The following is a 21409-nucleotide window of genomic DNA, read 5'->3' on the forward strand; positions in this document are numbered from 1 at the left end:
AGCAACACAGAATCTATAAATCATATAGAACCTTATTTTTTAATTATCTTAAAGACTGAATTTTCCCCATTGTAACGCACCTTCACAATATACAGGCCGGCATTCAAACTGCTTAGAGATGTTATCACCTCGTTGTTGTCACCCTTCACCGTTGTAGTCTGGAAAATTTTTCCGGCCTGATCCATTACGTTGACCTGAATATACGCCCGTGAGTCGGCATTTTTAATGTTGACTGTGAAATAATCTGCAACAGGATTAGGATATATTGATATGAGATCTTTTTGTCCGGCCACTAGGTGTGTGATGATCCTCGAATTGTTTACCGTACCATCCAGGTCTACCTGCCGCAATCGGTAATAATTGCGGTTTGCGAGTGGTTGGGTATCCGTCCAGGTGTAATCCGTCATTTGAGAAGAATTCTTTTGGCCACTGATCATGCCACTCACAGCGGTGAAGAGTTTACCATTGCTGCTTCTTTCAACTACAAAGAAATCATTGTTTGTTTCTAATGATGTTCTCCATTTCAATACAACCCCTTCAACCGAGCCAGTTGCCCAGAAGGCAGACAGGTTCACGGGTAGTGGGCCAATAATTTCGGGTTTGGCGCATTCTTCACAGCCAACCGGCATCACGGTTGCATCACCATACCCACCACTTGGAGGAGCGGATGAAATATAGGAATTGCTACCCGGGCAAATGCTTAAGTTAGCGGTGTTGGTCAACTTGTTATTCATTTGAGCATCATCCGAGTAGCTCAGGCAGGCGGTTCCCGTAGGTACAGTGATCGAATAATCGCGATTGTTGATCAGACTCTGGATTTTCAACTTGGAACCATTGCCCATGCAAACGCCACCGTTGTTAGTATTCAGTAAAAGCTTGCCAAGCGTAATGGTGCCGTTGTTGACAAGGTATGACGTGCTACTACTAAAATTCAGGTCGCTGCTGCCAAAAGTTATTTCCGAGGTTGCCGTTGCGTTGTAAATATGATTATTCTGGTTTTGCATAATGACAGTGCCCCGGAAAGTGAGCGAGCCATAATTGATAATTGTCACGTTCCCGTTAAAATTGAAACCCGGCAACGATGCTACTCCCGAGCTTGTGATCAGGATGGTTCCCGAGTTCATATTCAGGTTATTCACCGTGATAGGTCCCGAAATAATGAGTACGCCACCATTTACATTGGCGCTGGACAGGTCGCCGTCAGCCAACTTTACATCACCATTATTAAGGTTGGCATTACCCGACACCGTGCCGTTATAACTGGTATTTTCGGCGAGTGGCGGACTGCTGCACTGAGCGAAAGAGGAATAATCTGTGAAGACGGATACGGTAAATAGGAGTGAGAGGAGGTAGGATTTTCTTGTTTTCATAACCATTGAGATAAGGATTTGAAACGAAGGTAAAACGTCTCTTCCTGTCACTCAAATGTATGGGGTGTACCCTAAAAGTTGCGGGGATAACTATCCGCTGGCTGGGGTGAAAAATGTTAACGGATCACGAAAATGTCCGGATTTTACTAAGCAGCTCAGCTCTGTTATCCGCGGTAATCGGGATTTCGATTTTATCTATCATTACGTGCACGTAGTTGATTGCGGTAATGGCGTTCAGGTTTATAATGAACGATTTATGTACTCTGAAAAATGAGTTCGGGGGCAATTGTCCCAAGATATTTTTAAGCGTTTCCCGAATGATGTATTTCTTCTGGGTGGTGTGTAACTCCAGGTAATTATCATCACTCCGGATATAAAGGATATCCGCAAGAAGAATCTTAATGAACAAATGTTTCTCCTTTATAAAAAGAGCATCTTTAATCACCGTGCTCTCGGTGTCTTCGGAGGTTTCCTGATATTCGCGTGAGTCCTCCCTGAAGCTTTTGAAGGCCAGTTTCAAAGCGGAGTAAATAGTCACTTTGTCAAATGGCTTGGGTAAAAAGGCATTTGGGGACGTTTTGAGCGCCGCATTCACAATGGCAAGTTCCTGGTGACTTGTCAAAAATATAAATGGGATTTTGAGATTTCCGCAAATATATTCCGCTACATCTATTCCTGTCTGGTGCCCTTTTAAATTGATGTCAAGAATCACAAGATGGAAAACGTTCGTCTGCAGAATCGTTACCGAATCCGCATAATTGGTCACGACGTGGTCAGCCTCGTACCCAAACTCCCTGAGCACCTTTTGTAAATGAATCGCAACAATATGTTCGTCTTCTACGATCAGAATGTTCATGACATGGAGGGAATCAGAAGCATAGAATTTATTGATATTGGAAAAATCCCGGGGGAATTAAACTCTGTGAAGAGGTCTATTTTAGATTGAAATGAGTGAAAAATAATATTGTGAATATTCGCTGTCAATAAAACCTTTACACAATTTTGTAAAGGTTTTGCCCCTAAAATTTAAAAATTCGTCCTGGATTGTTGTTCAAATGTAATTAATATTTTTTTAACTAATGTGAAATTCAGGCTTTGTTGTAAAACGACTGATCAAATAAATACTATCCAGGGGGAATGAGTCAAAATAGTCCAGTTATTATCCATTCAATTGTGGTCAATTCAGTGTTTTATGTTTACCTGAGGCTACAAAAATCACAACAATCACGATCAATCCGGCAAAGAACCACGCACTCAGTACCTGGTTGTAGTAGACTATAGCGGCAAGACAAATAGTGGACAATAGTAGTGCAACGGCAGGGAAAATAGGATAGAAGGGCACAGAAAACGGTCTTTCAAGATTGGGTTCTTTTTTACGCAGGGCAAATAAAGCAACCATGCTGATCATGTACATGACCACAGCTCCCAAGGCTGCAAGGATGATCACCTGATCTGTGGTTCCTAAGCTTAGTGCCAGGCACCCGATAAGTCCTCCCGCAAACAACGCCCAGTGGGGTGTTTGAAAACGTGCGTTTACGGTTCCAAGGAAAGAGGGTAAGTATCCGCTTCGAGCCAGTGCAAAGATCTGCCTGGAGTAGCCAATGATGGTGCCGTGAAAAGATGCTATTAATCCAAAAAGTCCAAGGCTGGCGAAGAAGTGGGTCCAAGTATTATCCCGACCCAGTACGATGCCCAACGCAGCGGGTAGCGGGTAATCAATGGTGCTCAGCGTTTTCCAGTGGGTAATCCCACCGGTAAAAATCATCACCGACAAGGCAAGGACTACCAGGGTAAGAATGCCATAGATGTATCCCAGCGAAATCGTTTTTTTTGGATTTTCGACCTCTTCCGCCACCATAGCTACTCCCTCAATAGCAAGATAAAACCAGATTGCAAAGGGCAGGGCGGCAAATACTCCTTGCCAGCCGAATGGCATGGGATCCGTAACGAAGGTTTCGTAAGAAAAATGAGGGGCGACTATACCAATGTAAACAAGGAGTTCTACGACCGCAAGCAGTGTCACCACAAGAGAAAAAGTAGCCGACTCTTTTATGCCCAGCAGGTTAATTCCAATGAAAATAACATAACATGCAAAGGCAACATGTAGTACCGGGAGCGACGGGTAGAGAAAGTGTGAGTAACTGCCTAACGCAAAGGCAATGGCCGGCGGCGTAATAAGGAACTCCACTAAAGTGGCATAGCCCGCGATGAGGCCTCCCCACCAGCCAAAGGCACGGTGAGAATATGAAAAAGGGCCTCCGGCCTGGGGTATGGAGGTGGTCAGTTCGGTAAAACTGAATATAAAGGTTACGTACATGATTGTAACGGCAAGCGTGGCGATCAGGAAGCCGATGGTGCCTGATACGCCCCATCCATAGTTCCAGCCAAAATATTCTCCGGAAATGACCAGGCCCACAGCGATGGCCCATAAGTGAATTGGTTTTAATACTTTTTTAAGTTCAGCGGTATGCTCAGATGACATGAAGGATAGGTTATAGTAAATAGAATAAGGAGTGTTATAATATATTTGTTGCTTAAAGCATGGACATTATCGGGGTGCGGTTCTGAGGTAATCCCCCATCTGAACTACGTGATCGGTATTGAGGTAGTCCACCTGTAATGCCATCATGGTTTTCCAGGTATGGATGTTGTCTGGTGTACCCCAAAATCGCACTTTTTTGCCTCGTTTATGAATGTCCTGTACCACCCTGGCAAGGATCTTTCTGTCTCGTTTGGGTAGTTCCCCTTCCCCATTCCATCGGGTGTATTTTTGAAATGACTGACTGATCAGACCAACCCTTTCCAGCTGGGCCGAACTATAAATCACATCAGGCCTTCCGTCGATGTAGATGTAATCGGGATACTTTTCATAAAGCTCAGGAGCAGGTGTATTGCCACTCACGACAATTTTGACGGTCCCCAAAGGGGCCAGAAGTCTTTTGTAGGGATCCAAAATTTTTACCAATGCACTCAGGGTTTCTTCGGAAGGCGTTTTAAGATCGATCAGTAGCTGCAGTTGAATGTCTTTTTGTGCATATATGCTTCCTTCATTCTTTTGTATTTGCTGTAGTATCGGTTGAAGATAAAGTGAGCGAAAGGTACGCTCAGCCTGGATGTCTCTGGCGTGATGAGCCGCATACAAAGAGTCGTTAACCAGAAACAGATCTACTTCAATGGATCCGAATTGTTGCTGGTATGCTTCCATAAATGGCCTTTTTTGCTCGTAGTCGTTGTGTGAATGAGCCTGGGCAGTAGTATATGACGGAATTGTTTGGGCGAAATTGTTTCTGGTAAAGGCAAGAATTATCGTGATTATCAGAAGATAAATTCTCATCGACGGCTTGATTGAATTGTGTGGATTAGGTTTTTTGTAAATATAAAGGATAATTACGATTAAGAAAACGGATAAAGGCCTGGGCGTCATGTAAAACTGGTTGGGAGGTGAAATTCGAAATAAAGTATAACTCAGATGGTCGATCTGTAAATTTAATATGGGCGATGTTCTGTTGTTCAAACAAATTCATATCCGCTACCTCAATCATTGAAGAATATCCTTATTTTCGCTGCCAAATTGCGCACCAAAAAGCATCCTTACATGGAAAAAAACACTTCTCTATTCCGGAAAAAGACCGTTGATCAAATTATGAGTGATGCCCAATCCGGGAGTGATGGGTTACATAAAATTCTGGGCGTTAGGGACCTGGTTTCTTTGGGGATTGCGGCAATTGTGGGCGCCGGAATATTTAGTACCATCGGCCTGGCAAGCTTTAATGGAGGGCCAGCTGTTTCTTTATTATTTGTTTTTACCGCCATAGCGTGCGTGTTTACTGCATTGTCCTATGCGCAGTTTGCCAGTACGGTTCCCGTTTCAGGCAGCGCCTATACGTATGCTTATGTTGCGTTTGGTGAGCTGTTTGCCTGGATTATTGGATGGGCACTTATTCTTGAATATGCGGTGTCCAATATGGTGGTCGCCATTTCGTGGTCCAAGTACTTTGTCAATATGCTTCGAGGTTTTGGTATCACCATACCGGGGTTTCTCACCATTGATCCGGGCTCCGCTGCAGAGGCATTTGAGAAATTGCAAAAGTCGGGATTGACCTCATTGACTACGACCGAACAATATGCAGCTGCCGCCTATCAGGCCGCGCCTCGGTTTGGGGATATTCCAATTATTCTGGATTTACCGGCAGGGATCATTACTGCTTTGGTTACGGCATTGGTATACATTGGCATACGTGAATCCCGGACAGCGAGTAACCTCATGGTCATACTCAAAGTGGGGGTGGTGCTTCTGGTAATTTTTGCCGGGGCCTTTTATGTGAAGCCTGAAAACTGGACACCCTTTGCGCCCAACGGTGTAAAAGGGGTACTCAGTGGTGTGGCCGCGGTATTTTTTGCATTTATAGGTTTTGATTCTATTTCCACAACCGCAGAAGAATGTAAGGATCCGCAGCGGGACATGCCCAAAGCCATGATTTATTGTTTGCTGATCTGTACGGTGCTTTATGTGCTCATTACCCTTGTACTCACCGGCATGGTGAATTACAAGGAGCTCAATGTGAATGATCCTCTGGCTTTTGTATTTGAAAGTGTTGGGCTTGACTTTATGGCCGGACTAATTTCTGTCAGTTCTGTTATCGCCATCACGAGTGCTTTGCTGGTTTATCAACTCGGGCAGCCCCGTATCTGGATGACAATGAGCCGGGATGGTCTTCTTTGGAAGAAGTTTGCAACCATTCACCCTAAATACAAAACACCCTCATTTGCTACCATTATAACCGGATTGGTTGTGGGTATACCTGCCTTGTTTTTTAAGATGGATTTTTTTGTCGATCTCACCAGTGTAGGTACTTTTTTTGCCTTTATACTGGTTTGTGGAGGAGTGCTTTATCTGGATCACACTGGTATTTCAGAGCGCTCCAAATTCAGAGTACCCTATGTCAACGGTAAGTTTCTGGTAGGAGCAGGATTTATCGCAGCGGTTATTGGCCTCACCATGTACGGAGATTCGGTTACCGCAGAATGGCGCGCCCTGACATTTTATGAAATTCTGGAACATAAATTACTCACAATAATCTTCTGGTTTACCTGGCTGACCCTATCTGTAATGAGCTTTAAGTATAACTTTTCGATCCTTCCTGTGATGGGTGTATTAACCAACCTGTACCTGATGACGGAGCTGGGGGCATCCAACTGGGGTATTTTTGTGATCTGGCTGGTTATTGGTCTGGTGATCTATTTCAGTTATGGTTACCGAAAAAGCAAGTTGGCAGGCTGAGATTAAATTCAAGTCGTCATTTTTAATCTTATTTTTTCTCTATTTGCAGCACAATGGCATAATCTTCCTTTTCGTTGCTACTTTCTGATAGGGGATAAGGGTTCACTGCGGTTAAAATGAAGCGGTATTGCTGGCCGGTAAATTCGTAATCGAGCGTATCGGCAATTTTGAACTTTTTATCGCAGGCTCCCAGGCACATTTTTACATGGCTGGTTAGTCCGCCCTCGGTCGTTACACCGGATAGCGCCAGATCGATGGTTGCGTTGCCTGCCCATATGCACTCCCCTCCCTCAGGACACCGGCTGTCCGACACATCAAAAAATTGAATGGTAGTTCTCGGGACCTCGTTGATGATAACGGTCTCCTTGTATTTGATCTCATCGCTTTTCTTTTCTACCGAAGTTGATCGGCAAGCAAACAAGCCAGCGGTTAACAGCATAAGGAAGCACAACTTTTTCATCGTTTTTAGCTTTTTGTGTAGGATGGGAAAAATGACTGAATGGTTGTAATGGGAGTCAAAAGGATAGCCTTTGTTGGCAAATTTGGTTATTTCATATAGGAATGTTCAGATACTTCAAATGCTGTGTTAAACTTTTCAACATATAAATACGTCCAAGAACAAAAAATGGATCGGTATGGAGGACTTCAAAAACAACAGGCGACAGTTGCACTTATACCGCAGGGCTGCCATGGACTTCTTTCCGCCGCAAAATATGGCGCTCGGTGGCGCTATTGACAAGTTATTCAGGGACAGTGACGACTTTGAACCCATTCGTCTCTCATCCTTCGAGGAAGAATTGCAACCAAACAATGACGCCATGAATAAGGAGGATACGGAGTCGTCAAAAAGGCTGATGAAGTTAAGAGAACGAAAATCCCTCCGAGATCTCAATGTGCGCTGGATTGGCCTGATGACGAGTGGCGAAGCGGCACTTCGTGAGCGCATTGCGCTTTTTTGGCATGGACATTTTGCTTGTCGAACCGTGGTGCCCTCTTTCGCTGAAAGTTACATTAATACGATTCGCAAACATGCACTGGGAAATTTCGGAGAAATGCTCATCGCTGTCTCAAAGGAACCCGCGATGCTTCAGTTTTTAAATAATCAGCAAAACAGAAAGAACTGCCCCAATGAAAACTTCGCCCGCGAGGTGATGGAGTTATTTACAATTGGAAGAGGTAATTACTCAGAGCAGGATGTGAAGGAAGGAGCAAGAGCATTTACAGGCTGGGCGTTCAATTACAAAGGAGAGTTTCAATTCAAAGAGCGAACCACGATTACGGAGCGAAGCAGTTCCTGGGCGAAAAGGGCACTTGGATCGGACGATGGTGTTGACTTTCAGTGAGTTTGGTAGGAGAGTGAAGCAAAACGGAAGTAACGGTACCGATCATGGAACCGCAAATAATCTGTTTCTGATCGGTGGGCCTGCACGAAGTTCTGTTATTTATAATGAGGCTCCCTCCCTGACGGATCTGGACGGGGGAGATATCCGTTACGAGATAGATTTCCGGGATGTTTACGCCTCACTGCTTCGCGACTGGCTGGGCGTGGACGAAAGGCAGATTCTGGGTAGGGCTTTTACAGGCTTGGCAGGTTTGATTTAGGCAAAATCTTTTTCAGAGTACTAGTGTGAAAACGGTACCTTTTCCCACCTGAGAGGATACATTTAGTTGTCCACCGTGTTGTTGAAGAATTTGTCGGGAAAGGCTCAGTCCAATACCTGAACCCGTTTTTTTAGTGGTGTAAAACGGAATAAATATATTGTCCAGTGCTTCCGGCTCTATCCCGTCACCGTTATCTTCAATGTCAATCATGACCAGATTGTCATTGTTATAGGCCGTAAGTTTGATTAGTCGGTTGTTTTGCACCGAGAAGGCTTCTGATGCATTTTTTAGGATGTTGATCAGGACCTGCTGGATTTGACTCGAATCCGCTTTGGCAATTAGCGTCTCCGGCTTTACCGAAAGTTCCCAAAGAACACCATTGCTGGTCAGGTCGGTCTGGAGCAACTGAAGTACATCCTGAAGTACTTCTTTTACATGAAGGTTTGCGAAAACAGGCTTTGGCAATGTGGTGAAATCGCGGTATGCGTTTACGAATTGCATCATGCCCTTACTGCGTTTTTCGAGGGTATGCAATGCTTCTTTCAAATCTTTCACTGCTTCCTGGTCGGTTGTTGATTTTTCGACATCCTCATTCACGATCAACCGCATGGTTCCTACAAGAGAGACAATCGGGGTCATGGAGTTCATGATCTCGTGTCGTAATACGCGGGTCAGGTTTTGCCATGATTCTACCTCCTGTTGCTGAAGCTCTGTTTGGATATTCTGTAAAACCACAATACGCACCCACATACCCCTCAACTGGATGGCAGCCCCCTGTAGCGCCAGGGGCTGATCGGAGGGAGTTCTGTAAAGTTCTCTTACACCGCTGTTCAGATTGGATAGCAGTTCGAAAAGACGCGGGTGTTTGTCCTGTAACTCGCTGAGCTGATGTAGTCTGTAAATCCCAAGCATGCGCAGCGCCGCATTATTGATGATGTTAACCTGTCCGGTACTGTCAAAAGTAATGAGTCCAGTACCAATGTGCTGAACAATCGTGTTGAGGTACTGTAAATTCGCTTCCTTTTCTGCCCTAGCCTGTCTGAAAGCATGCAACACCTCATTGAATTGTTGGTTCAGTTCTCGAAAGGTATTTCCCATCTTATTATCCGAACGGAAGTTGATGGTAAAATCTGAATAACGGACCGACTCCAGGAAGTAGGTGAGTTTACGGTTTACATTGGTCACATATTGATATAGCAAAGATGCCTGAATAAAGATCAGGATGCCGCCAAGGAAGTATATCAGGCCCACGTTGGTTTGCAACGAGGCCAGCCACAAGAGGGTAATCATACTGACCAGGATCAGGACGATCCGTATGGCAATCATGATACTGAAATGACGTAATCCGATCATCAGAGTTTGGGCTAGATATCAACGGCTGATTGCTGCATTTTACACATTTCTTCGAAAATGTACTTTTCCAGAGAACTGATCTTATAGTGCGCCAGATCGAATTTAGAGTCTTCAAAAACTTCCATGGCTGGTACCGATATGGTCACCATGCCTGCGGAATGAGCAGATCGGAGTCCCGCGTAAGAATCTTCAAAAGCGATACACTCTTCAGGCTTTACGCCCAATTTCCCGGCCGTGGTGAGGTATACCGCAGGGTGTGGTTTAGTGAATTCTTCGAGCTCACCCGAATGCCAGGTGTCAAAATAGTCAATAACATTGAGCCGTTCCAAAACGCCTTCTATAAGCGCCATATGAGACGCGGAGGCTACGGCAAGTTTCAATCCCTGATCTTTGAGTTTTTTGACCAGCTCAAGCGCACCGGGCATGGGTGTTGCATGGGCCAGTATATTTTTAGAGGCAAGTGCAAGAATTTCCTGTTCCAGCTCCCGGGCCGATGGCGCATTCCAGGGTTGTATTTTATAGCATACTTCAAGAAATAGTTTTATGGATAATCCGGTCGTTTGCAGTTTGAGTGCATTCGTTAACTCAAAATTTACTTTTTGCATCACTTCCCGGGCAGCTTCCGTCCAGATCGGTTCCGAATCGATCAGGAGCCCATCCATGTCAAATATGGCCGCTTTAATCATTATCTTCTTTCAGTTTTTTGATTTAAGACCAAAACTACTACATTCGTCATTAAGAATGGCTTTAGGGGTGTCCAAAACGGACTGAGATTTATACCCTTTGAACCTGACACAGTTTATACTGTCGTAGGAAAAAGCACAGAAGAGGTTGCTGGTCAGCCTTTTATATGTCGCCCGGTTTGGTGTGGCAAATGCCTTCCCCTAATGTCCATTCGTTTTTTACTAAATAAACCGGACATGGAAATCAATTTTAAAGAAAGCTTGGCCTCATTAAGAACCCAAACCCCTTTGGTGCATAATATTACCAATTATGTAGTGATGAATTTTACGGCAAACGCGCTACTGGCCTTAGGGGCATCGCCTGTCATGGCGCATGCCTTGGAAGAGGTCGAGGATATGGCAGCCCTATCAAGCGCTTTGGTAATCAACATTGGAACCCTGTCGGCGCAATGGGTTCAGGGCATGGAACTGGCGATGACACGTACCCTGGCGTTACAAAAGCCAATCATCTTGGATCCTGTAGGAGCGGGCGCCACGCCGTACAGGAACCTGGTGCTGTCTCAGCTGCTAAGCAATGCATCTCCGACAATTATCCGGGGAAATGCCTCCGAAGTTCAGGCCATAGCTGGTTTTAGCGGACACACAAAAGGTGTAGATAGTACAGTAAGTTCTTCGGAAAGCGTGGATGCAGCCATTGCCTTGAGTAAAGCCACCGGCTCGGTGGTCAGTGTTAGTGGCGCAACCGATGTAATAGTGCAAGGCGAGCAGGTCGTATTTGTTGATAATGGAGTGGCCCTGATGACCCGGGTAACAGGCATGGGCTGCTCGGCATCCGCGATTGCCGGTGCTTTCGCAGCCATTCATGCCGAACCCTTTGAAGCAGCCGTGCTGGCAGCGGTGTGTATGGGAGTCTGTGGGGAAATCGCCTATGAAACAGCGCAGCTGCCAGGTTCTTTTCAAATCGCGTTTTTGGATGCGCTTTCGGCGCTCACACCGGCTCAATTTGCAGAAAAGGCCCGTGTCAGATACTAACACATTCTCCTATGGAAAATATCAGCCTATACCTGGTTACAGACGAGGCGGCTTGTCTTGGCCGGGATTTGTTTTGGGTGGTCGAAGAAGCCGTGAAGGGAGGGGTAACCATGGTACAGCTTCGGGAGAAATCACTGGGGACCCGTGCGTTTGTAGAGCGAGCCGCTAGGTTGAAAGACATGCTTGATCCGTACCACGTACCCTTGATTATCAACGATCGCCTGGATGTGGCGTTAGCTGTCAATGCAGATGGCGTGCATGTTGGACAAAGCGACATGTCCTTTCCAGTGGTGTATGATATACTTGGGCCGGACAAAATTATCGGTGTGTCTGCCGAGACCAGGGAGGATGTAAGAGAAGCCGAAAATTGGGATGTTGCTTACCTGGCTGCAAGCCCTTTGTTTTCAACTCCTTCCAAAACGGATACAATGGAACCCTGGGGGATGGATGGATTGGCATGGATTCGCCGCAATACCCGTCATAAAGTGGTGGTGATAGGTGGATTAGGAGAAAAGAATGTTCACGATGCTATCCGGCATGGAGCGGATGGAATTGCGGTAATCTCTGCCATATGCAGTGCCGATTCACCGCAGGAAGCAGCCAGATCATTGCTTAACACCATTAGCTTCACTTTTAAAAATACACAGGAATGAATATAAAAAGATACCCGTCCGTACTCACCATAGCCGGTTCAGACAGTGGCGGAGGCGCAGGCATACAGGCCGACATCAAAACGATTTCAGCACTGGGGGCATACGGATCATCGGTCATCACGGCTCTTACGGCTCAGAATACGCTTGGCGTAAGGGCGATACACGCTGTTCCACCTGTTTTTATCAAAGATCAGCTTGATGCCGTATTTGAAGATATCATCATTGATGCCGTAAAAATCGGTATGATCAATCGAACAGAGGTGGCTTTGGTGATTGCGGATGCACTTGACCGTTTTAAACCGGAGTTTGTCGTCTTTGACCCGGTGATGGTATCCACAAGCGGAGCAAAGCTCATAGAGGACGAAGCCATCGCGGTCTTATGGAAACAATTATTTCCCAAAGCGGATCTGGTAACCCCGAATTTGGAAGAAGCGGAGATTCTGGTTGGAAGAAAGATCAGTTCGGTGGATGAAATGAAAACGGCTGCTGAGGATATGGTGCGTAAAGGATGTAGAGCCGTTTTGCTAAAAGGGGGGCATTTGGCCGGCCCAGTCATATTTGATGTTTTAGCTACCAAACATGAAGAGACTTTAATCATGGAAACCAAACATATTGAGAGCCTCAATGTTCATGGAACAGGTTGCACGTTGTCAGCTGCTATCGCGACCTTCATGGCCCGGGGAAATTCACTTGTACAATCTATAAATTTTGCGAAAAATTATGTTTCAGGAGCCATTGAAGCGGGGCGTTTTTTTAAGACAGGGAATGGTTCCGGCCCGCTCAATCACGCTTTTTTACCAACTAAAATGAAAACAAAATCATGACCTTCACGGATGAGCTTTGGCATGATGCGTTGCCTGTTTACGATAAAATTCGCACGCATCCCTTCAATGTGGAAATGAAAAATGGAACGCTGCCTGTGGAAAAATTCAAGTTCTACATCTACCAGGACTCGCTATACCTGGCAGACTTCGCCAAAGCACTTGCAGCTACCGGCCTAAGAGCAACAACGAGTCAGACGTTTTTGGATTTTCTTCAGTTTGCACAAAATGCGATTTTCGTAGAGCGCGCCTTACACATCGGATACTTCACTGAATTGAAAATCAATCAAACGGGCGGGAAGGCTCCGGGGTGTTTTGCCTACACGAATTACCTGTTATCTGTAAGTGCATTTGAAAGCCATGAAGTGGCGGTTGCTGCGCTACTTCCCTGCTTCAGGATATATAAAAAGATCGGAGACTACATCTATGAAAACCAACAAAAACCGAATCCTTATCAAAATTGGATAGATGCTTATGCAGGAGAGGAATTTGCAAAATCTGTAGAAAGCATGCTCGAAATTTGCGATCAGCTGGCTGCGCAAACGACCGATCAGATTCGTGATAAAATGAGAGAAGCTCACTTAGTTGCCTCCAGGCTTGAGTACATTTTTTGGGACAGTGCTTACCGTCTGGAAAAATGGGGTGTCTGATCGCATGCAATCAGCACCGATACCTTGCCGGATCCGAAGATATGGCGGTATTTTAACCTATAGATAACTGGAGGGCTGAATTCTTTGTAAAAATTTAGGGTAAAGCATGGCTGAGTTGTCGCACAGAAAAACAACCAGCCATGAAAAAATACTTCTTGAGTTTACTCGCCGGAGCCATTGGAGCTCTGGCGCAAGCCCAGCAACCCGTTGGAACCGTCAAAGGAAAGGTCGTCGATACAGAATCCCGTCAGCCTATTATTGGGGCCAATGTAGTCATCACTTCTCTCCAACCCATCACCGGGGCTGTCTCAGATCCGGATGGAAATTTCAGGATCGAAAAAGTACCGGTAGGGCGCCATGCTTTCAAAATTACCAGTTTAGGCTATGAAGATGCATTTCTGCAGGAAATTACGGTTGGTTCGGGAAAGGAGGTAGACATCACAGTTCAAATTACGGAGTCGTTCAAGGCTTTGGATGAAATAGTGATTAAAGCGCAGAAGGAGAATGGTGCTACTATAAATGATATGGTGACGGTGAGTGGGCGTTCTTTCACCGTGGATCAGACCAAACGGTTTGCCGCCGCCGTGAACGATCCGGCGCGGATGGCGATGTCCTTTGCCGGTGTGGCGACCAACGATGATGGCAGTAACCAGATTGTGATTCGGGGTAATAGTCCTAAAGGGATGCTGTGGCGAATGGAGGGTGTGGAAATCCCTAATCCCAATCATTTTGCAGACGAAGGTTCAAGTGGAGGAGGAATCAGCGCGCTAAGTGCCAATGTTTTGGGGAATTCTGATTTTCTTACCGGGGCCTTTCCGGCAGAATATGGAAACGCCAGTTCGGGTGTGTTCGATCTCAAATTGCGCAAGGGTAATAATGAAAAACGCGAGTATGCCATGCAGGCGGGTGTTTTAGGGCTGGATTTTGCAGCCGAAGGCCCAATCGGCGAAAAAGGCGGAGCTTCCTATCTGGCCAATTACAGGTATTCAACACTTTCCATTCTTGGTAAATTGGGTGTCAATGTTACCGGTGACGCAACAACCGACTTTCAGGATGCGGCTTTCAAGATTCACATACCTTATACGGAAAAAGCGGTGGTAACCCTATGGGGAATGGGTGGGCTAAGCACGTCGGCGGAGAAAGGGGATTCCCGTTCCAGGTTCAAATCAGATAGAGGTATGGTGGGGGTAAATTATCTGCGCTATATCAATCACAAATCCTATCTCGAAAATATTGTCTCTTACTCAGCCACAAGGCAGACCGACGACTCATTTGATACAGAAACAAACACAACCTCCAAACAAAACTTTGTAAATCAGGCGCTTCGTATTTCGATGCTGTACAATTACAAGCTTAACTCACGAAACACTTTTCGGGCCGGCTTGGTTGTGAACCATCTGGATTTTAATCTCTATCAAGGCGATAATCAGGATGGTTCGTTTCGGTCGTTTATTGATCAAAAGGGGAATACGCAGGTTTTTCAGGCCTATGGGCAATGGAAATACCGGGTCGCTCCTTCTGTTACTTTGAATGCCGGGGTACATGCCATGGTACTTGCATTAAACAATCAAGGTTCCGTTGAACCCAGAATGGGGCTTACCTGGGCTATAGTTCCTGGTCATACCCTGAGTTTTGGGTCGGGACTGCATAGTAAGACCGAATCGGTTTCAACCTACTTCGCCCAAGTGAATGACGGTGACGGAAAAACCGGGCTTGTAAATAAAAACTTGAAACTGATGAAGTCAGCCCATATTGTGGCGGGTTATACATACAGGCCTGTAACCAGTTGGCGTTTTCATACCGAAGCCTATTATCAGCATCATTACCATGTGCCGATTGGCCCCATGAATAATATGTCTCCCTATTTATTGCGAAAGTCGTTGCTCAACGAGATCGGGGGTTTTGTGAACGACTCGCTGACTAGCGATGGCAAAGGGCGCAGCTATGGTGTAGAGCTTACCATCGAGAAGTCACTCACAAACGGGATCTATTTCATGAGCACCACATCGCTGTATCAGTCAAAATATACGGGACGCGACGGGATCGAGAGGAATACCCGCTTCAATGGCAATTATGTACAGAATATCCTTGCAGGAAAAGAGTGGAAGGTGGGAAAATCAAAGGCCAATGTTTTTGCGGCTAATATTAAGTTGCTTGCATCCGGAGGTAACCGTGTTACGCCGTTCGATATTGAAAAATCGAAAGAAGCAGGCAAGGGCGTCAGGGATTGGTCAAGGAGTTACTCCGAGCAGTTGCCGGGGTACTTTCGAACAGATATCCGGGTAAGCTACACAAAAAACAGAAAGCGGAGCACGTCCACCATTTCGCTGGACATTCAGAACGTGACCAATCGGTTGAACGCTTTCGACAAATATTATAACGTGAAGTTGGATAAAATGATCATGATTGAGCAGACTGGCCTGATACCCATTCTCAATTATCGGTTGGAGTTTTAATTGGTCTGAGCGTACAGAAACGTATTTCGGGTAGTTAAAATCCTTGCTGAAAAGGGTATGAAAAGTGGTTGAGGGGAAAGGGTTAAACACCAGATCAATTATTGCCTTTACTGAAAGTCACAAAAACCTGCCCGGATGTACACAGGCAGGTTTTTTTTGTAAAAGCTAAATGCACCTATGTAGCTCGCGCGGTGTGAGGTGATGAGGCTGATGGAACAGTTATTTAGGAATGACCAGTAATTCACAAAATCAAAATTATTATGGAAAATGACTTTCATGCCCAGGAGGCAATAGATAAGTTGAAGGCACTTGCAGGTGATATCCGCTTTTGTATGTATACCACAATTCAAAACGGGCAAATCCTATCGAAGCCAATGACAGCTCAAGACATTGATTCGGATGGGAATATCTGGTTTTTTGCAAGCAAGCAGGATAATTCCACCGGCCAGAATTTAACACCAGGCAATGTAACCCTGATTTATGCCGATCCAGGTAAAAGTTCATATTTGTCGGTATCCGGTACCGCAGAGGAGGTGGAAGACGAAAGGAAAAAAGAGGAACTGTGGAATCCAATGGCCAAAGCGTGGTTTCAGGGAGGAAAGGACGATCCTGATTTACTAATGATTCGGGTAGCGACCCGGGAAGCTTCTTACTGGGATAGCGGATCTTCGAAGATGGTGGTCTTTTTCTCTATGGTCAAAGCGGCAATTACCGGTTCCACTCCGGACGGGGGAGAGCACGGTACGCTCGACCTGGGATGATAATCTAATAAGTTTGCATGGCTCCCCACCTTAGGAGCCATGTCCTTTTTGGTGCACCTCTATGCCTAAAACTGTAATGAGGTATGTTTTTACGAAGACTTTAATCTACAAGTTCCGGTTGGGCTATGGCTTAACGAGGAAAATAGTACTCAAATACGCATCGGTATACGTTTTGACATACATCTGCTGAAATAGAATCTTATCCAAATCAATTCGTTCAACCTGGAACATTATGCCGCTTTCAAGACCATCCAAGATCATCATACCGATTGTCATCGTACTCCTGATAGCAGGTGTTTTGTGGTTTTTGAAATATAAGAAAGAAAATGAAAATCCTGTGTCGGGTTTGTTGCCTAAAGTTGAAATGGGATTTGGCCGGATCAGTAATATCACGGATAGTACGGTAGATCTGCGGTTGGATCTGCTTGTGCATAATCCGCTTCCGTTGGAGTTGGATGTGAAGGATTTTAACTATTTCGTTCAAATGAACGGGGTGACGATCATTGAAAATGACTACACAAAGCCGCTTCTGATTAAAGGTGGTGACAGCACAATGGTAGCATTGCCAAGTCAGCTGAATATTAAGAAATTAGCAGCTGAGGGGAAAAGTGAAGCTGCGCAGGGCGAGGACAGTGCCGACTATCATTTTGAGGGACTGTTTCATTTACAAAAACCATTGCTGGGAAAAGATACCATCAGACTTTCGATGGACAAGAGACTTCCACTTTATCAGTTGCCAAAGGTTGAAATTGTAGGATATGATCTTGAAAAGTTTGGACTAGGTAAGTCAGAAATAGTAATAAAGCTGAAATTTACCAACAAGAATCCGTTTGGGATTCAATTTAAGGATCCTGCCTATGCCGTTGACTTGGGAAAGCAAAAACGACTGGCAGACGGGAGCGTCAAGAGTTTGACAAAAGTCCCTGCCAAAGGCTCTGAACTATTCGAAATCCCGTTGAGTATAGATATGGGGAAACTAATCAAGGCTACCGGTCAATTGATTGGCAAGGGAAAATCACTCCCATTTACACTCTATTTCAAAAGTCAGTTGGTGTCAGAAAATGATGTTTTCAAGGATTCCGATATCAACATTATTGTAGATGGGGAGCTTAAAGATTTGGATAAGGTGAAGAAAAATTTAAGTAAGTGATCCGCTTATAATCCATACTTTTCCATCCTGCGATAAAGTGCGGCCCTGCTTAACCCAAGCTCCCTGGCTGCATCCGTAATATTTCCGTTGAACCGTTTCAAGGCTTTGACAATCAGAGTCTTTTCCATGTCTTCCAGGTCGAACCCGGTGGCGGTTGTAGGCTGTCCTCCCGAACTTTTGAGGAAAAGATCGTCGGGCATCAGCGTTTTTTCCTGGGACAAAATAACGGCTCTTTCTATTGCGTGCTGCAATTCCCGAATGTTCCCGGGCCAGTTGTATTGCTGCATTTTTTTGATCAGGGCACTGCTGACATCGGCAACCGGTCTATTGTATTTTTTGGCGTATTGTTTCAGGTAGAAATCCGCCAGAGAAGCGATGTCCTCAGGACGTTCGCGCAATGGTGGCAGATCCAGTTCAATGGTGTTGATCCTGTAAAGCAGATCCTGGCGAAATACTTTCTCGACCACCATTTTCTCAATATTCATATTCGTGGCGCAGATCAGCCTGACGTCCAGTGAGATGGGCTTGTTAGAGCCCACTCTGGTCACCTTCCTTTCCTGGATTACAGTGAGTAGTTTGGCCTGTAAAGGGAGAGAAAGGTTTCCTATTTCGTCCAAAAAGATGGTGCCGCCCTTGGCTTCCTCAAAACGCCCGGCCCGGTCGTCTTTAGCATCCGTAAAAGCTCCTTTGACATGCCCGAACAGCTCGCTTTCAAAGAGGGAATCACTCAGTGCACCAAGGTCTACGGTTACAAAAGGCTTGTCGGCTCTCCTGGAATGTTGATGTACGTGGCGGGCAAGCTGGGTCTTTCCCGTTCCGTTTTCACCCAAAATTAATACATTGGCGTCCGTTGCCGCTACACGTTCGGCCGTATGCAATACCTGCTGCATGGAGTCGCTCGTGGCAATGATGGTATCACCGGACGATTTGCTTTTTTTACCATCATCCTTTCCTTTGCTTTCGCTGGCAGGAGCGGATGGGCTGGCTAGTGGTGTGTTCTGGTCGGAGTCGAGTGCTGCCTGTATGGTAGTCAGTAACCGGTCATTTTCCCATGGTTTCAGCACAAAGTCCGTTGCCCCGGATTTGATTGCCCGAATGGCCATTTCTATATCGCCGTATGCTGTAATCATGATAACCCTTGTCGAGGGATTAATGTCAAGAATCCTGTCAAGCCAGTGAAACCCTTCTCTGCCGCTGTTTACGTCCCGGGTAAAATTCATGTCCAGCAGTATCAGATGATAATCCCCATTGGTAACCAAAAATGGCAGCTTTTGTGGGTTTTTTTCAATGTCAACCAGTTTGGCATGGCGCTTCAACAAAAGTTTTGCTGCACTAAGTACATCAACGTCATCGTCAATGATCAGAATTTTGGCTTCGGAAAGTTGCATGGATCCCAGATTAAATATTTTTCGACGAACCTGATTTTGCGTTCGCTCTACATGGCTTTGAATTTGTCCCAAAAGTAATCTTTTTGTGGTGTTCTTCCTGATTTTTATGGTATTGAATAAATTCGTCTTTTTCATTAACCTGCGCACGCGGTTTTGTTTGATTGAAAGTGAACAATTAAAACAGTTGTCCGTTGCTGCACAGAAATGTCCGATAATGAACAATGTGATTCGCTTGAAATATTTTCAATTGAATGATTTTCAATTTGTTGTGTACTGCGCGGCGTTGTGGCATAGTGATTGGATAGAATAGGTAAGCGTTTAGAATGCGAGGTTAAAATACCAGTTATATAATGGAAGTCAGGACACCTAACACATCGAGCAGCAGTAACGGTTTTACCGGAGGCTCATCGAACATGGACAAAATTAAACCTAAGAAATTCTGGAACAGCCGCCGGATATCGATTATTGCCGGCAGCGTGCTCCTGGCAAGTTTTCTGATCTACCAGTTTTTTCTGGCCGACAATCGGAGTAAACTGAATGTGGACGAGGAAAAGCTTACCGTTTCCACTGTGAGCCAGGGTAAATTCGATGAATTTATTGTGGTAACCGGTGTTGTCCAACCATTAAAAACCATTCAGCTTGATGCGATTGTTGGGGGATATGTAACCGAAAAACTGATTGAAGGCGGTAACATGGTTAAGCAGGGTGACGTGCTCCTCAAACTGGAAAACCAAAACCTCAAACTGAGTTTCCTTCAATCTGAAACGGAGGCCAGTAGGTTGGTAAATGATCTTCAAAATACTCGCCAGGGGTTAAGAATTGCCCGATTTAATCTTCAAAAGGCTTTAAGTGAACTTGATTTTCAGATTGACCAGGCCAAAGATGCGCACGACCGTAATTCCAAGCTTTATAAAGACAAGGTGATACCCGATGCAGACTATCTGAAAACCAAACGCGACTACGAAAGGTTGGTAAAACAACGGGAAATTGAAATTGAGTCGCAAAAGTATCAGGAAGAAAATGCCAAAATGCAGATCAGTCAGCTGGAAGGAACACTGGCGAGTACGCAAAAGAACGTAAATCTCTGGAAGCAAACCCTTGAGAACCTTTCCGTGAAAGCACCTGTGACCGGATTACTCTCATCTATGAACGTTGAAGTAGGATCCAACATTAGTCAGGGGCAAAATATCGGGCAGATCGACGACCTGAACGGTTTTAAAATGCGGGTAAGTGTGGATGAACACTATATTTCCAGGATATTTGCCGGTCTGCAGGGATCAATGGACTTTAACGGAAAGGAATATGCCTTGAAAATCATCAAGATTTATCCGGAAGTTAAGAGTGGTCGTTTTGAGGTGGATATGGAGTTCGAGAAAGCACCTGAATTGATCAAAAGAGGCCAGTCGGCTCCGATACGTTTACAGTTGGGACAACCGTCGCAAGCCACCCTGCTTGCGGTGGGTGGATTTTTCTCAGAAACCGGCGGCAACTGGGTGTATGTATTGGGGGAAGATGGCAAGCGTGCTACAAAACGCAAAATTACCCTTGGTCGCAAAAATCCTGAATATTTCGAAGTACTGGAAGGCCTTAAACCCGGAGAAAAGGTAATCACAAGTTCGTATGAGAACTTTGGGGATAATGAGGTTCTTGAATTTTAGGAAAAATGGGAGGAAGGAGGAAGGGGAGGATGCAGAATATGGCCCAATCCAGAGTAATCGCTTCAGAACACGAGATAGAGGAAGGAAAACGTTGATAACTTCCTCCTAATTTGAGAAATTATTCTAGAATTTAGTCTCTCGTGTTTTGATTAAATTCTGGAGCATAGCTGAGATGTGTTGACTGACAGAAATGAGGTTGGTTGCTTTTTCAGATGATATTAATCCAATTCCCATTGAAATATAAATTTGTGTTCGTAGTTCAGCTGATGATCCTTTTGCAATTCTTAAAAACCTTATAAAATCTTTATTAGAATGACGCTCAAATCCCTCGGCAATATTAGAAGGTATAGAAACAGAGGCTCTACAAATTTGATCTCGCAAGCCGTAATCACGGCATTCGACAAAGGTTTTGTAAATTTGAATGGACAATGAGAGCCCGTCTTGCCAAACTTTTAAATCTTCAAATCGTTCAACTTTTGACATAATACATGATGATTGGTTGGAAAAGAAAAGGGAATATACGCAAAAGTCCTCCATTCTTCCTTCCTCCC

General features: G+C 45.1%; 20 protein-coding genes and 1 riboswitch. Of the genes, 11 read left to right on the forward strand and 9 right to left on the reverse strand.

All coding sequences use genetic code 11. The annotated features are described in order from the left end of the window. Positions 1-32 precede the first annotated feature (32 nt). From DYADSP32_RS25715 to DYADSP32_RS25730, 4 genes are all read right to left on the reverse strand, one after another. Positions 33-1370 (reverse strand): T9SS type A sorting domain-containing protein, encoded by a 1338-nt coding sequence (locus DYADSP32_RS25715; protein ID WP_414618062.1) that lies wholly within the window; start codon positions 1368-1370, stop codon positions 33-35. 124 nt (positions 1371-1494) lie between these two features. Next, positions 1495-2226, reverse strand: a complete 732-nt coding sequence (locus tag DYADSP32_RS25720) for a response regulator transcription factor (protein ID WP_149240078.1) — start codon at positions 2224-2226, stop codon at positions 1495-1497. Between the two features lie 321 nt (positions 2227-2547). Continuing rightward, entirely contained in the window at positions 2548-3852 is a 1305-nt protein-coding gene (eat, locus tag DYADSP32_RS25725) for an ethanolamine permease (RefSeq protein ID WP_149240077.1), read from the reverse strand. Positions 3853-3918: 66 nt separating this feature from the next. Further along, entirely contained in the window at positions 3919-4704 is a 786-nt protein-coding gene (locus tag DYADSP32_RS25730; protein ID WP_149240076.1) for a phosphatidylinositol-specific phospholipase C/glycerophosphodiester phosphodiesterase family protein, read from the reverse strand. A gap of 261 nt (positions 4705-4965) precedes the next feature. Between DYADSP32_RS25730 and DYADSP32_RS25735 the strand changes: the two genes are divergently transcribed. Then, on the forward strand, positions 4966-6651 hold the full coding sequence (locus tag DYADSP32_RS25735; RefSeq protein ID WP_149240075.1) for an amino acid permease: 1686 nt from the start codon (positions 4966-4968) through the stop codon (positions 6649-6651). Positions 6652-6679: 28 nt separating this feature from the next. On the opposite strand, the gene DYADSP32_RS25740 is transcribed toward DYADSP32_RS25735, so the two are convergent. Continuing rightward, entirely contained in the window at positions 6680-7111 is a 432-nt protein-coding gene (locus DYADSP32_RS25740) for a hypothetical protein (RefSeq protein WP_149240074.1), read from the reverse strand. A 175-nt stretch (positions 7112-7286) separates the two neighbouring features. Here DYADSP32_RS25740 and DYADSP32_RS25745 point away from each other — a divergent pair, with 175 nt between their 5' ends. Together DYADSP32_RS25745 and DYADSP32_RS25750 are read left to right on the forward strand one after the other, a co-directional pair. Next, positions 7287-7994: a DUF1800 family protein gene (locus DYADSP32_RS25745; protein ID WP_149240073.1), complete on the forward strand. Its 708-nt coding sequence runs from the start codon at positions 7287-7289 to the stop codon at positions 7992-7994. Between the two features lie 13 nt (positions 7995-8007). Then, positions 8008-8253: a hypothetical protein gene (locus tag DYADSP32_RS25750; RefSeq protein ID WP_414618063.1), complete on the forward strand. Its 246-nt coding sequence runs from the start codon at positions 8008-8010 to the stop codon at positions 8251-8253. A gap of 12 nt (positions 8254-8265) precedes the next feature. Here DYADSP32_RS25750 and DYADSP32_RS25755 read toward each other — a convergent pair whose 3' ends face one another. Both DYADSP32_RS25755 and hxpB read right to left on the reverse strand, forming a co-directional pair. Further along, positions 8266-9606, reverse strand: coding sequence for an ATP-binding protein (locus DYADSP32_RS25755; RefSeq protein WP_149240071.1), 1341 nt, complete (start codon positions 9604-9606; stop codon positions 8266-8268). Positions 9607-9617: 11 nt separating this feature from the next. After that, complete coding sequence (gene hxpB, locus DYADSP32_RS25760) at positions 9618-10292, reverse strand: hexitol phosphatase HxpB (protein ID WP_149240070.1); 675 nt, start codon at positions 10290-10292, stop codon at positions 9618-9620. Positions 10293-10345: 53 nt separating this feature from the next. Continuing rightward, positions 10346-10439: riboswitch (TPP riboswitch) on the forward strand. Positions 10440-10526: 87 nt separating this feature from the next. On the opposite strand from hxpB, the gene thiM reads away from it, so the two are divergent. The 7 genes from thiM to DYADSP32_RS25795 all read left to right on the forward strand — a co-directional run bounded on the left by thiM (position 10527) and on the right by DYADSP32_RS25795 (position 17812). Then, complete coding sequence (gene thiM, locus DYADSP32_RS25765; RefSeq protein ID WP_149240069.1) at positions 10527-11321, forward strand: hydroxyethylthiazole kinase; 795 nt, start codon at positions 10527-10529, stop codon at positions 11319-11321. Between the two features lie 11 nt (positions 11322-11332). Next, positions 11333-11974 carry a thiamine phosphate synthase gene (gene thiE / locus DYADSP32_RS25770; protein ID WP_149240068.1) on the forward strand — a complete coding sequence of 214 codons (642 nt, stop codon included), beginning with the start codon at positions 11333-11335 and terminating at the stop codon, positions 11972-11974. After that, positions 11971-12798 (forward strand): bifunctional hydroxymethylpyrimidine kinase/phosphomethylpyrimidine kinase, encoded by an 828-nt coding sequence (gene thiD / locus DYADSP32_RS25775; protein WP_414618064.1) that lies wholly within the window; start codon positions 11971-11973, stop codon positions 12796-12798. Before thiE ends, thiD begins: the two co-directional genes overlap by 4 nt. Further along, positions 12795-13445 carry a TenA family protein gene (locus DYADSP32_RS25780; RefSeq protein ID WP_149240067.1) on the forward strand — a complete coding sequence of 217 codons (651 nt, stop codon included), beginning with the start codon at positions 12795-12797 and terminating at the stop codon, positions 13443-13445. Before thiD ends, DYADSP32_RS25780 begins: the two co-directional genes overlap by 4 nt. A 140-nt stretch (positions 13446-13585) precedes the next feature. Further along, positions 13586-15901, forward strand: coding sequence for a TonB-dependent receptor (locus tag DYADSP32_RS25785; RefSeq protein ID WP_149240066.1), 2316 nt, complete (start codon positions 13586-13588; stop codon positions 15899-15901). A 260-nt stretch (positions 15902-16161) separates the two neighbouring features. Continuing rightward, the gene (locus tag DYADSP32_RS25790; RefSeq protein ID WP_149240065.1) at positions 16162-16662 is read left to right on the forward strand and encodes a pyridoxamine 5'-phosphate oxidase family protein; all 501 of its coding nucleotides are present in this window, start codon (positions 16162-16164) and stop codon (positions 16660-16662) included. Between the two features lie 232 nt (positions 16663-16894). Beyond that, complete coding sequence (locus DYADSP32_RS25795; protein WP_149240064.1) at positions 16895-17812, forward strand: LEA type 2 family protein; 918 nt, start codon at positions 16895-16897, stop codon at positions 17810-17812. A 5-nt stretch (positions 17813-17817) separates the two neighbouring features. Here the strand turns inward: DYADSP32_RS25795 and DYADSP32_RS25800 are convergent, their stop codons facing one another. Further along, a complete protein-coding gene (locus tag DYADSP32_RS25800; protein WP_149244666.1) occupies positions 17818-19200 on the reverse strand; it encodes a sigma-54-dependent transcriptional regulator in 1383 nt (460 codons plus the stop codon). Between the two features lie 413 nt (positions 19201-19613). Between DYADSP32_RS25800 and DYADSP32_RS25805 the strand changes: the two genes are divergently transcribed. Next, positions 19614-20858, forward strand: a complete 1245-nt coding sequence (locus DYADSP32_RS25805) for an efflux RND transporter periplasmic adaptor subunit (protein WP_149244665.1) — start codon at positions 19614-19616, stop codon at positions 20856-20858. Positions 20859-20981: 123 nt separating this feature from the next. Here DYADSP32_RS25805 and DYADSP32_RS25810 read toward each other — a convergent pair whose 3' ends face one another. Continuing rightward, positions 20982-21341 (reverse strand): four helix bundle protein, encoded by a 360-nt coding sequence (locus tag DYADSP32_RS25810; protein ID WP_149240063.1) that lies wholly within the window; start codon positions 21339-21341, stop codon positions 20982-20984. Between the last annotated feature and the right edge of the window lie 68 nt (positions 21342-21409).

Source organism: Dyadobacter sp. 32 (assembly GCF_902506755.1).
In the GTDB taxonomy this organism is placed as follows: domain Bacteria; phylum Bacteroidota; class Bacteroidia; order Cytophagales; family Spirosomataceae; genus Dyadobacter.

Excerpts from the sequence above, each read along its gene's own strand:
- DYADSP32_RS25715 (WP_414618062.1), bottom strand. The coding sequence starts at position 1,370 with ATGAAAACAAGAAAATCCTACCTCCTCTCACTCCTATTTACCGTATCC.
- DYADSP32_RS25720 (WP_149240078.1), bottom strand. The coding sequence starts at position 2,226 with ATGAACATTCTGATCGTAGAAGACGAACATATTGTTGCGATTCATTTA.
- eat (WP_149240077.1), bottom strand. The coding sequence starts at position 3,852 with ATGTCATCTGAGCATACCGCTGAACTTAAAAAAGTATTAAAACCAATT.
- DYADSP32_RS25730 (WP_149240076.1), bottom strand. The coding sequence starts at position 4,704 with ATGAGAATTTATCTTCTGATAATCACGATAATTCTTGCCTTTACCAGA.
- DYADSP32_RS25735 (WP_149240075.1), top strand. The coding sequence starts at position 4,966 with ATGGAAAAAAACACTTCTCTATTCCGGAAAAAGACCGTTGATCAAATT.
- DYADSP32_RS25740 (WP_149240074.1), bottom strand. The coding sequence starts at position 7,111 with ATGAAAAAGTTGTGCTTCCTTATGCTGTTAACCGCTGGCTTGTTTGCT.
- DYADSP32_RS25745 (WP_149240073.1), top strand. The coding sequence starts at position 7,287 with ATGGAGGACTTCAAAAACAACAGGCGACAGTTGCACTTATACCGCAGG.
- DYADSP32_RS25755 (WP_149240071.1), bottom strand. The coding sequence starts at position 9,606 with ATGATCGGATTACGTCATTTCAGTATCATGATTGCCATACGGATCGTC.
- hxpB (WP_149240070.1), bottom strand. The coding sequence starts at position 10,292 with ATGATTAAAGCGGCCATATTTGACATGGATGGGCTCCTGATCGATTCG.
- thiM (WP_149240069.1), top strand. The coding sequence starts at position 10,527 with ATGGAAATCAATTTTAAAGAAAGCTTGGCCTCATTAAGAACCCAAACC.
- thiE (WP_149240068.1), top strand. The coding sequence starts at position 11,333 with ATGGAAAATATCAGCCTATACCTGGTTACAGACGAGGCGGCTTGTCTT.
- thiD (WP_414618064.1), top strand. The coding sequence starts at position 11,971 with ATGAATATAAAAAGATACCCGTCCGTACTCACCATAGCCGGTTCAGAC.
- DYADSP32_RS25780 (WP_149240067.1), top strand. The coding sequence starts at position 12,795 with ATGACCTTCACGGATGAGCTTTGGCATGATGCGTTGCCTGTTTACGAT.
- DYADSP32_RS25785 (WP_149240066.1), top strand. The coding sequence starts at position 13,586 with ATGAAAAAATACTTCTTGAGTTTACTCGCCGGAGCCATTGGAGCTCTG.
- DYADSP32_RS25790 (WP_149240065.1), top strand. The coding sequence starts at position 16,162 with ATGGAAAATGACTTTCATGCCCAGGAGGCAATAGATAAGTTGAAGGCA.
- DYADSP32_RS25795 (WP_149240064.1), top strand. The coding sequence starts at position 16,895 with ATGCCGCTTTCAAGACCATCCAAGATCATCATACCGATTGTCATCGTA.
- DYADSP32_RS25800 (WP_149244666.1), bottom strand. The coding sequence starts at position 19,200 with ATGCAACTTTCCGAAGCCAAAATTCTGATCATTGACGATGACGTTGAT.
- DYADSP32_RS25805 (WP_149244665.1), top strand. The coding sequence starts at position 19,614 with ATGGACAAAATTAAACCTAAGAAATTCTGGAACAGCCGCCGGATATCG.
- DYADSP32_RS25810 (WP_149240063.1), bottom strand. The coding sequence starts at position 21,341 with ATGTCAAAAGTTGAACGATTTGAAGATTTAAAAGTTTGGCAAGACGGG.